Below are 12,232 nucleotides of genomic sequence, written 5' to 3'. Positions count from 1 at the left end.
GCGAAGAGGCGATGAAGGTGAGGAGGAGAAAGCGAGTACGTCTGCATAAATTTCTCTTTTCTTGAATGATTTTGTGAAGATACTGGAGAGTTGGTGCATCAAACAGGCAAATCGACAACGAAGTTGGTTGCTTGACGCCAAAGCATGGTGAGGACACATTGAGCGAATGCGCGGAGTACAAACAACCAAGGAATCCTCCAATTTCAAGGAATGAAAAGAATGTTGTGTCTATCCCGCAAGTCTGGTGAATCGATCGTTCTGCCAAATCAAGATATCACGATCACGATCCAGAAAATTTCTGGCAATCGAGTCTGTATCAGCTTCGATGCTCCCCGCGAAGTGGCGATTCGGCGATCTGAACTTCTGCCGCATTGTGCCCAAGCGACCGAAAGCGTTGACACGGATGAACTTTACAGAATGATGGGTACAGAATGAATATCAGCTAGAAAGTTATCTCGTAGGTCGGAATTCATTCCGACACAACCAACTCGATAGAGAAAGAGCATTGGAATGAATTCCAATCTACATGTCGTGATCCTGGGCGGCGGTTTCGCTGGCTTGCAAGCCGCCAAGTCTCTTCGCCGCGCCGATGTTGACATCACTCTTATCGACCGACGCAACTTCCATCTGTTCCAACCCTTGCTCTATCAAGTGGCAACAGGCGAACTCTCGCCGGCGAACATTTCTGCACCTTTGCGTGCGTTGCTTCGGAAGCAGCAGAATGCTCGCGTACTGCTGGGCGAAGTGCAGGATATTGACTTGGAAAGACAGGTTGTGCGTTTGACGGATCGAGAGCTTGCGTATGATTTTCTCGTCGTAGCATTGGGATCGGTGCATCATTACTTTGGGCACGACGATTGGGAGAAGATCGCACCGGGGCTAAAAACGATCGAAAATGCGACCGAAATTCGCCGCCAACTGCTGGGAGCGTTCGAGGCTGCGGAACGAAGTCTCGATCCTGAGGAGATACGGGATTTGTTGACGTTTGCTATCGTTGGTGCTGGACCAACGGGTTGCGAACTGGCAGGAACGATTGCTGAGATTGCTCGCCATACTTTGAAGAACGATTTTCGCAACATCAACCCTGCGGACGCCCGTATCGTATTGATCGAACCAAGCGAGTATCCGCTGGACGTTTATTCGCAGCCGCTGCCATCAAAAGCTGCAAAAGCACTGCAAAGACTCGGGGTCGAGCTGGTCACTTGCACGCGGGTCACCGACATCCATCAAACCCATGTTGAACTGCTAACGGTTGGGAACGAGCAACCATGGCGGATCAATACGCGAACGGTTTTGTGGGCCGCAGGCGTGAAGGCGTCTCCGATTGCATCAAGTTTGCTGAGACAAACAGGGATGGCTTCTGCTCGCGGTGGTCGCATTCCGGTTCAGAGCGATACGTCACTCAAATCGCACCCGAACGTCTTTGTTGTTGGTGACTTGGCTTCGTTCAATCATGACGAGAAAGGCGACTTGCCTGGCCTCGCTCCTGTTGCGACTCAGATGGGAGCTCACGCAGCAAAATGCATCGTTGCAGACCTAAACGACAAGTCTCGGACGGGTTTTCGATATCGCGATCGAGGCAGCATGGCTGTTATTGGACGCTACAGTGCTGTTGGAGTGATCGGTGGTTGGAAGTTCCACGGCTTCGTTGCCTGGTTCCTCTGGCTGGCCGTACATTTGATGTACATCACGATGTTTCGCAATCGCATTTTGGTGTTGGTTCAGTGGGGCTGGACGTTTTTGACGCACGACCGATCGGCGCGATTGATCCTCGATGGGCCGACCACCAGTATTCCGCAACTCGCCGAGGCTACTGGCTGGGACAACGATTCCGCGATGCCGCATGTTGAATCGACTGCTCAGGAGACTGAATCGTAACAAAGAAAGCCAGCAAACTGAAGACTTTGCTGGCCTGCTGGTCTTCGATCCGTGACGCCTGACAATATCCGGTATTCGTCGGCACGCTTGCGGAAAATGGTCGCACGTTCTTCGCAGTGGTCAATGTCATGCTCCTCACAGTCTTTCCGATATGCCTCGCATACCGCGACAAGTAGTTGACACGCCTGCAGGCTGAACTGAGGATTTCCGAATTGATTTCGATTCACTCTTTCAAAAGGTGCCATCACTTCTTCGTTTTTAGACGTTACAATGAATGTTCCTGGTTTATTGTCGCTGTAAAAGAAAATGGGATTGGCGATTATGTGGCTTGGTATTTCGGCGACTATTATCTACGCCCTCTCAGCGTTATCGATTGTGATAGGAATTGTACTTCAACTCGCCCACAAGGAAACGAAGCTGGCCGGTGCATTCCTGACCAAGCATGGGGCGATCGGTATGTTGGTTTTTCTGGCATTCATCATCGCGACCATGATCTCAGTCCAGCTGTCGAAATTGGCACTGCCCACCCCGGTTCAAGTCTTATTGGATATTGCGACGGTCTTGCTTTGTTTGCTCGCGGTCTTCCTGTCTCCGACTGGCTGGATCCTGAAGTCCAGAAATGGAACATCGGAATGACTTCTGGAGCGGGTTCTGCAACCCCTTCTTTGACAAGTCGTTGGTTTCATCTTTTTGGTACGTCCCCGTATCGCCGTTCATTATTCAGATCGACCTGACTTTTTCGATTGTTCCGGTCATGCCGGTTATGCTTATTGCCGATTTAGAACGTGGGGAGTCTACGTTAGGTTAGTTTTGTTTTCCAGGCTGTGGCTGTCGTGAAACACGACGCACGAGCTGGTCTTTGCGCCAAATGCGCATTGCCCAGTCAAAGCCACACTGGAATCCATTGCTGCCAAACGGGGACATCTCGAGTGATTTGGAAACGAATACGCGATCGCTTTACCTCAAACGTCCAAACCAAGAACGTCAAACGACGTGTGATGCTGCCCGAGCGTTTGGAGCCGCGTCAACTTCTTGCTGCCGATCCCATTCGCGTCGGCGTGGTCTATATCGAGACCGATTATCTGGAGTCCGACCTCGATGTCGGAGGCGACTCGCGAGGCGACCGCTTTATCTTGTCGTTCACCGGCGGCGCTCCCGATACGCAGCTTACCGAACTCCGCATTCGCACCGATAAGGACAATGATGGCATCAGCGTCGGGGACTCGATCTTCGATACCAAACTTGGTGGTCGAGGAAAAAGTGGAGCACACGACTTCAAGGTCGTTCGTGTCCAAGCCGCAGACAATGCAAACGTAACGGTCGATGCATTGGTTGATGATGGTGGCCAGGCGTTAGTACTACGATTATCTGGCTTTCGGTCGGGCGACCGCTTGGAATTCTCAATCGACGTTGACGAAGTCCTTCGTAATTCGGCAGATCTTGATGTTTTTAATAGTCGGCTAGACGTCATCACGTCTGGGCAAGAGTTCCAAGATTCAATCCTTGAGGCAACCTTCGAAGCACCTCACTACGAATCCAGTGCTGCGGATGCAGTCTTCTTGAACGACTACGGCGATCCCGCAGCCTCGCAGGGTCTGAACCTGCCGCCTGATGATGGCCCGGCGGTCGATAGTCGCCCCAACCGCTCGGCTGCAGCGGTCGCGACGACAAGCCAGATTCCCAAGCCAATCTCGATCTCAGGGCAAGTTTGGTTGGACAACAATTTGGACAAAATCCATGATGCCAACGAGATGAATCTGCCCGGTGTCGAAATCGCCCTTTGGAAATGGAACGGTGAAGCGGACCTTTACGAAGACACCGGACTGCGAACTGTCACCGACGTGCAAGGCAACTATACGTTTTCCCGATCACTAGGACTTTCACCGGGACGTTATCGAATCATTGAATCTCAGCCAGATGGGTTGTATAGCGTCGCCGCGATACCGGGGACTGTCGATGGCGTTGCCAGTGGTCAAGCAGAATCGATGGATAGCATTGGCGACATTGACGTTGCTCTGGGCGACACCGACGCGGTGCGATATGACTTTGCCGAAGCCGAACCAGCATCGTTGTCCGGTTACGTCTATCGCGACGACAGCAATGATGGTCGTCGAGACGCTGGCGAGCCTGGAATCGAAGGTGTCCGTGTTCAATTGGTGCCGATCAATACCCTCGCACCGCAACCGGCGGTCACATTAAGGACCGCTGCTGACGGTTCGTACAAATTTGTCGGTCTTGTTCCAGGAACTTATGAAGTCATCCAGCTTGATCAGCCAGAGAACTTGAACGACGGGCTTGATCGTGCAGGGACCATCAACGGTCGTGTCGTTGGAATCGCAGAGAACCCAGGCGATGCGATTCGCAATATCTTACTTACTGGAGCCGACGACGGTATCGAATACAACTTTGGCGAGACGGCTTTCGGCTCCCTATCGGGTTCCGTCTTTCTCGTTGCACCCAGCGAAGAATGCGATGGGGCGTATGATGCACCCGGCAATCAACCGCTGGTCGATGTTCGTGTTGAGTTGCGTGATGCGTCCGGGGTGATGATCGCGACGACGAAAACCGATTCGGCAGGAAACTACTCGTTCGCAGAGACTCCGATTGGCAAGTACCAGATCATCGAGTTCACGCCCTCTGGATTGTTGGATGGAGATTCCCACGTCGGCCAAATCGACGGTGCGAAATCGGGTGAAGCAGTCAGCGGTGGTCTGATCCAAGAAATTACGATGACAGCCGCAGGCGTCGGAGTCGAGTACAACTTTTGCGAAACTTCGCCCGCGACGCTCAGTGGCTACGTCTACCATGATCGATCGGATGACGGGGCACGAGATGAAGACGAAGACGGGATTCCAGCAACGACGGTTTCACTTGTCGATAGCGATGGAAATGTAATTGTAACCACTAAAACGGATGCGCGTGGTCGTTATGAGTTTGTCAATATCGTGCCGGGTATCTACCGTCTTGTTGAAACGCAACCAACGAATTATTTCGACGGAAAAGATTCGATTGGTACTGTTCGAGGGGAACGGGTTGGCCGACTTGGGGACGAATCCGATTCACTGGTCTTCATCGATTTGAAACAAGGCGACAACGGTATCGAGTACAACTTTGGCGAGCTTGTCGGTGCGTCATTATCGGGTCGCGTGCACGTCGACTTGGACAGTGACTCGCAGTACGATCCTGGCGAACCACTGCTAGCGAACGTCGCGATTCGATTGCTTGACAGCAGCGGTAACGAGATTGCGACGACGAGGACTTCCAACGAGGGAACCTATCAGTTTACGAACCTCCGGCCCGGTGAGTATAGGGTTGCCGAAGGATTGGTTGACGGCTATTTCGAGGGCAATGCCAGAGTTGGATCGGAGGGCGGCACAGTAATACCACCAAACCAAATTCGTGATATTGTGCTCGGCTCTGCGGACGTGGCGATTGACTATGACTTCTTTGAGCGACCGCCGGCTGAGATTCGTGGAGTTGTGTTCAATGACCGTGATCTCGATGGGTTGCAAGACAAAGACGATGCCGGTATCGGCAATGTCATCATGGTACTCTACGACGAAGGTGATAACCGAATCGCTTCGACGCGAACTGATGCAATGGGACAATATCGATTCAGCCAATTGCCAGCGGGCACTTACACAGTGCGAGAAACTCAGCCTGCGGGATGGCTGCAGGGTGGACAATCTGTGGGCAGTCACGGAGGTGATGCGTCTAATCCTGACATGATCACAACGATCCCCGTCGGTTGGGGCGATCAATTGACGGAGTACGACTTTTTCGAGATTGAACCGGGATCGATTAGCGGCGTCGTCTATGTCGACAACAACGCTGATTCTCAACTTAGCCCCAGTGAGCCACCGATTGCTGAAGTCACGATTCAGTTGCGAGACAGTAGTGGCAAGACAATTGCGGAGACAAAGACGGATACTCAGGGGAATTATCGCTTTGACGAACTTGCGCCTGGTGTGTATCAGATTTTCGAGCAGCAACCCGACGGATATTTTCAAGGCGGTCAAACGGTTGGCACGGGCGGCGGCGAAGTGCTCGATCGTGACTTGCTCGGAATGACACTCAAAGCAGGACGCGATGAAACGCAATACAACTTTGGTGAACTGCCACCGGGATCGATTAGCGGCGTCGTCTATGTCGACAGCAACAATGATTCTCAACTCGGCCCCAGTGAGCCACGAATCGTTGGCGTCACGATTCAGTTGCGAGATAGTGGCGGCAATTCGATTGCGGAGACGAAGACGGATACTCAGGGGAATTATCGCTTTGACAAACTTGCGTCTGGCACGTATCAGGTTTTCGAGCAGCAACCGGACGGCTATTTCCAAGGTGGTCAAACGGTTGGTACGGGCGGCGGCGAAGTGCTTGATCGTGACTTGCTAGGGATGACACTCAAAGCAGGAAGTGATGAGACGCAGTACAACTTTGGTGAACTGCCGCCGGGATCGATTAGCGGCGTCGTCTACGTCGACTCCAATGGTGACTGTAATTGTGCCTCAGACGAGAGACCGCTTCACGGCGTGGTCGTTGAACTGCGTGATGACGACGGTAAACAAATCTCTCTAACGACAACGGATGCAGAGGGCAGATACCGATTCGGAAACCTGCCTCCGGGCCGTTATCACATTCTCGAAGAGCAACCTGAAGGGTACTTTCAGGGCTCTCAGAAAGTCGGCAGTGGCGGAGGAGAAGTCGTTGACATCGATCACCTCGCGCTCAACTTGCTTGCTGGCAATGATGTGGTCGACTATGACTTTTGTGAACGAGAGCCCTCGTCGATCGCCGGTTCCGTCTGGCAAGAAACCGATCTGGACAAAACCTTCAATTCAGGCGATCTGCCGATTCCCGATGTACTGATCGAGCTATTGAACGAAAACGATGCCGTCCTCGAACAAACTCGCACCGATGCGCGTGGGGATTACCTGTTTTCTAACCTTGCTCCTGGCGTCTATTCGATTCGAGAGATTCAGCCCACTGGATTCTTTCAAGGAGGTCAGATTGTTGGTTCAGTTGGTGGGCAGATCGCTGCCGATGACTTGCTGATCGGAATCGTGCTGACCAGTGGGACGGATGCGATCGATTACAATTTCCCTGAAGTTCCACCGGCGACGATATCTGGATATGTGTTCCAAGATGGTGTTGCAATCTCGCTTTCCAAGCCACCGCGACCCGAGAGTTTGCGTGATTATCGAGACGGGGTCTTCTCTGAAGATGATACGCTGATTGGCAATGTCACACTCCAACTTCGCAACGTCCTTGGACAACCTTTCACGTCGGATCGCGCGTTACCGGGATTCTACGCAGACGGAGATATCCGCGTCACGACCGATGAGAACGGCTACTACGAGTTCACAGGTTTGCGTCCCGGCACTTACCATGTTTACCAAGTCCAACCTGAAAATTTCATTGATGGTCTTGAGACTCCTGGTTCGACCGGTGGATTGGCCGTGAACAAGGCTGACATGGTGGAGGATGCGGATCGAATTGTGATTCAAACCCTTGCACTCAGTGAAGCAACTGATCCGAAGGACGATGCAATACTCAATATCGCACTTAGCGCGGGCGGCGTTAGTCGAAACAACAACTTTAGCGAGATTACAATCTCAGAGCCACAGATCCCTCGACTGATTGAGACTACCAAAGAAGACCTTCAGGTACTCGCACCGATTGAGACTTTTGAAAGTGCCGATCGAGTGGTCTCTTTCGGCGAATTCGAATCGATACGCCCGCCGATGCTTGCAGACGATGAGTGGGCTGTTTCGTGGCACTTGAGTATTATCAACGGTGGCTTTCCTCGCGGCAGCGAACCGAATGATGGATTGTTTCGAGCGGTGAGCACTCAAGCGATGCAAGTGAATTGGACCGAGGGCGAGCACACTACTGGCCGTTGGATTATCGTCAACTCGGAAGGCCGTTTGATGGAAGTTTCCGATCGGATGACGATGGGTGATGACGATGCACTTGCTCTAACAGGTGACTTCGACGGCAACGGTACTGATGAATCCGTACTCTTCGTAGGTGGCAATTGGTTTGTTGACCTCAATGGCAATGGCCGCTGGGACAAAGGAGATCTTTGGATCAAGCTCGGAACTGAACTGGACAAACCCGTGGTCGGCGACTGGGATGGAGATGGCAAAGACGACATTGCTATCTTCGGTCGTAGTTGGCAGCGAGACCAACAAAGAATCAAGCGAGATCCAGGGCTTCCCGATCCCGAAAACACGCGGCGGCGTCAATTGTCGGCTGAAGATCTAATGCGACATGTGGAAGATCGTGGTGAAGATCGCGAGCGATTCCTGCGTCGTGGAAACCAGGGATCATTGCGTGCTGACGCAGTGGACCATGTGTTTCAATTCGGCGAACTCGTTGATACACCCTTAGCTGGTGATTGGAATGGCGACGGGATTGACCAGATCGCAGTGTTCCGTGGCGGTCATTGGCTGCTAGACACCGATGGCGATGGTCGTTGGACGCAGCAAGATGCACGAGCCGAGTTTGGACGACCGGGAGATGAGCCGATCGTTGGCGATTTCAATGGCGATGGAATCGACGAGATCGGAGTCGTTCGCGGTGAGATGTGGATTATCGATACAGACGGCGACCGCAAGATCACCGGTAACGACACTCACATACGCATACCACGAACGAGAGAAAACAGCCAACCTGTCGTTGGCGATTGGGACGGCGATGGGAAAGATGAATTGGGCTACTACGACGACGCCGCATGACCGCAAACCGTTACGAACCGATCGAGAGGCGTTTCGCTCAATGACTCAGCCAGAATTGAGAATTTGCCCGGTTTCGGAAAAGGGCCTTCCTCGAACAACTTGGGTGCAAAGTCCTACTGTCAATTTACGTTTTGAAGAGGGCGTAGACATAGGGACGCGGATCGCCCGCTGGGTTGATATAAGTATAGTCCTCATGTTCAACAAGCACGAATTCTGGACACATGCGTCTTGACAATTCATCAACGCAGTAGCGATGGAGTTCAAGTCCGGCACATTTGGGGGCACCTGCAAGCGAAAACTCTGCCAGCAATGCGTATCCTCCCAATCGGATGGCTGATTTCAAATTGGAAAAGTACGTTTGGATATCGTCTTCATCAAGCAAGAAATGGAGAACAGCCCGATCAATCCAAAGGTCTATTGGGGAAATCCCGTCCGGCAGCGTTTTTGAAATGTCGTGATGAAGGTACGTTAATTTGTCGTTCGTGCCGACTCTGTGTCGAAGCTTGTTCAGGGCTTCGTCGCTGATATCATTCAGAATAAGCTCATGCCCTCGGTTCAGCAGTTCCTCGACAAGTGAAGAAGTTCCTGCGCCGGGTAGAAAAACCCGTCTGGACTCGCCTGGCGGAATTTGAGCGAGAAATTTCAATGTCTGTGTGACGTCGCCTTCATACCAACCAAGTTGGGGATCGGCTTTGGTGCAGAAAATATTGTTCCAGTGTTCACTTGATGAGGACATGCTGTTTCTCTGATTCACGAATTGCAATGCAATGATTGGACACTATTTGTTAGGATTGCTTCGGGGATGCCCGCTAATCTATCAGAATTCGTAATTGTGGTTTGCCTGCGAGCGAATGCCGAAGGATCGGGCAAAGATGAGGGGAAACAGCAAGATCTTTCAAAATCCTTGCCATGGTGGTGTGTGTCTCACCCAGGGGCACAACGAAACCGAGGATAATATGTTTGAATTCCATTGGATTATTCCTTGTCCGATGTTGGTGATTGATAGGCGAGAAGTCGCAGGGCGTTGAAAACAACGACGAGGGTGCTGCCTTCGTGCAACGCGACGGCGGGGCCTATATTAAGACCGAAGATGGTTGCCGGTACGAGGAATGCGACCATGCCGAGACTCATCCATAAGTTTTGGCGGATGATGCGGCGGGTGGCTCGGCTGAGGCCGATGGCGAGCGGGAGGTGGTCGAGGTTATCGGCCATCAGGGCAACGTCGGCGGTTTCGAGAGCGACGTCGCTTCCGGCGGCTCCCATGGCGATGCCGACCGAAGCAGATGCCATCGCGGGGGCGTCGTTGACTCCGTCACCAACCATCGCCACTCCGCCTTCACTTTGCAGCTTCTTGATTTCGGTGACCTTATCTTCAGGCATCAGGTCGCCGCGGGCTTCGTCGAGGCCAACTTCTTTGGCAACCGCGTCGGCAACTTGTTGATTGTCACCCGAGATCATGATCATCCGCTGGATGCCGAGTTCACGCAGCTTTTTAATCGTTCGCTTGGACGCTTCACGCGGAGTGTCCATCAGCCCGATGACGCCGAGGTATCGGTCGCCGCGACGAACGATCATGGTGGTACGTCCGTTCTGTTCGAGCGACTCGACAATGGTACGGACGCTTTCGGGAAGTGGTGGGCCATCGACCTCTGAAAACAAATAATCCTTCCCAACATGAACCAACTCCCCTTCTACCATCGCCTGAATCCCACGCCCAGTAATACTCTTCATATCGGTCGCTTCAGGTAGTTGAAAGTTTAGTGTTGAGAGTTGAGAGTCCGTCTTCGCATCCTGACTCAGCTCGGCCAGTCCCACATTTCCCTCTCCCTGGCTCTCTTTCTCCCCCTCTGCCAATTTCTTCTTCCCATCGCGAACGACAGCTTTTGCGAGTGGGTGTTTACTAAGGTCTTCGACGGCAATGGCAATCCGCAAGAGTTCCGATTCGTCAACGCCTTCGGCGGTCCGAACGTCGGTGACTTTGGGTTCGCCTTCTGTCAGTGTTCCTGTTTTGTCGAATGCGATTGCATCGAGACTGCCGAGGCTTTCCAGTGGCCCGCCGCCTTTGACCAGGATTCCGCCGCGAGCTGCTCGGGCGACACCGCTTAGAACTGCGCTGGGCGTTGCGATCGCCAAGGCGCATGGGCTTGCCGCGACTAGGACTGCCATCGCCCGGTAGAATGAATCGCTGAAGCCCTCGTCGATGACCAATGGTGCGAACATCAGAAGCACAACGCCAGTGATAACAGACGGAACAAAGTAGCGTTCAAACTTTTTGGTGAACTTTTGCGTCGGCGAAACCCGCGTTTCTGCTTCGCTGACCATCGTGACAACGCGGGCGAGCGTGTTCTCCGCCGCCGTCTTGGTGACTTGGATCTCGATGGAACCGGACTGATTGATCGTTCCAGCGAAGGCACGATATTCAGCGGAAAGTGATTCAGGATCAGCCGCTGCGGCATCGTGATCGTCGACCGGGCGTTTATCAACGGGAACACTCTCGCCCGTAATCGGTGCTTGGTTGATGCTGGATTCGCCAGCGATCACGAAACCGTCGGCGGGAACTCGTTCATCGGGTTTGATGATGACGATATCTCCAACGACCAACACTTCAACCGGGACTTCCGTTTCAGTTCCATCGCGACGCACGCGAGCTGTTCGTGGTGCGAGTTCGGACAAGGCTTCGATGGCACGTTTGGCTTTGCCCATCGCGTAGCCTTCCAGAGCGTGACCGATGCTGAAAAGGAACAGCAGCAACGCTCCTTCGGCCCAAGCACCGAGTAACGCTGCGCCGGCGGCGGCGACGATCATTAAGAAGTCGATCTCAAACTTGCCAGCTCGAATTTTTTCGATCGCTTCGGTGACGGTGTAGTAACCGCCGAAGACATAGGCCGCAATGTAACAACCCAGTGGAACCCATTCGTTGACTATTGCAAAGGTCTCAATCAGCCATCCGACCAGCAAGAACGCGCCACAGAGAATTGCGAAGATCAGTTCTGACTTTGGACCGAAGATGCCGCCGTGAGCGTGGTCGTGTCCCGAGTGATCGCGGTCGGCCTCGTGACCTTCATCGTCATGCTCATGACCGGCGTGGTGGTCGGCGACCTCTGCTGCTTTGCCAGTCCATTCGTTCAGAGCGTATGCGATTGCGGATTCGTTGGTGGTCTGCTTGTCGTACTCGACGCGAACAGCACCGTCGGTTGACACCACCGCTTCGAGGACTCCGTCCATGCGTCCTAATCGCGACTCAATCGCGGAAGCACGGCGGGCGTGTGTCGATCGCGACTTGCTGAGCCAATGACCATAACGCTGATCCAATTCGACGCCCGCACGTTTTGCTAGTTCTCGTACTTCGCCCGTCGAGACGACGCTCGGATCATAGTGAACGCAAATTAGATCGGGCGTTTCGGTATCCCTGTTGATCGCGTGAACCGAATCAATACCTAATTTTGTTTGCAGCAATTCCGCCAGTCTTTCGACGCAGGCATCGTCGGTCGATTCGACGGACGGCAGCAACAGGCCCAGTTCGATTTTTTCCCTATTCATTGCTTTCCTTCTCGTTATTTCCGATCATGACTAACTACTTTCTTTGATTCGATTGCACCAGCATCAACAATTTG

The 12,232-nt window shown here is 52.9% G+C and carries 6 protein-coding genes; 4 read left to right on the top strand and 2 right to left on the bottom strand.

The window, feature by feature from the left end:
• Positions 1–219 precede the first annotated feature (219 nt).
• From Poly41_RS10655 to Poly41_RS10640, 4 genes are all read left to right on the top strand, one after another.
• Positions 220–435, top strand: coding sequence for a carbon storage regulator (locus tag Poly41_RS10655; protein ID WP_197231210.1), 216 nt, complete (start codon positions 220–222; stop codon positions 433–435).
• Between the two features lie 75 nt (positions 436–510).
• A complete protein-coding gene (locus Poly41_RS10650) occupies positions 511–1,878 on the top strand; it encodes an NAD(P)/FAD-dependent oxidoreductase (protein WP_231615573.1) in 1,368 nt (455 codons plus the stop codon).
• Positions 1,879–2,190: 312 nt separating this feature from the next.
• The gene (locus Poly41_RS10645) at positions 2,191–2,514 is read left to right on the top strand and encodes a hypothetical protein (protein WP_231615572.1); all 324 of its coding nucleotides are present in this window, start codon (positions 2,191–2,193) and stop codon (positions 2,512–2,514) included.
• Between the two features lie 362 nt (positions 2,515–2,876).
• Positions 2,877–8,618, top strand: a complete 5,742-nt coding sequence (locus tag Poly41_RS10640) for an SdrD B-like domain-containing protein (RefSeq protein WP_390621419.1) — start codon at positions 2,877–2,879, stop codon at positions 8,616–8,618.
• A 124-nt stretch (positions 8,619–8,742) separates the two neighbouring features.
• Here the strand turns inward: Poly41_RS10640 and Poly41_RS10635 are convergent, their stop codons facing one another.
• A complete protein-coding gene (locus Poly41_RS10635) occupies positions 8,743–9,372 on the bottom strand; it encodes a class I SAM-dependent methyltransferase (protein ID WP_197231209.1) in 630 nt (209 codons plus the stop codon).
• A 221-nt stretch (positions 9,373–9,593) separates the two neighbouring features.
• Positions 9,594–12,158, bottom strand: coding sequence for a heavy metal translocating P-type ATPase (locus Poly41_RS10630; protein ID WP_146526188.1), 2,565 nt, complete (start codon positions 12,156–12,158; stop codon positions 9,594–9,596).
• Positions 12,159–12,232 lie beyond the last annotated feature (74 nt).

The organism is Novipirellula artificiosorum (assembly GCF_007860135.1).
GTDB classification, from domain to species: Bacteria; Planctomycetota; Planctomycetia; order Pirellulales; family Pirellulaceae; genus Novipirellula_A; species Novipirellula_A artificiosorum.
Note: the sequence above shows the minus strand (reverse complement) of the source record. Positions and strands in the feature narration are given on the sequence as shown.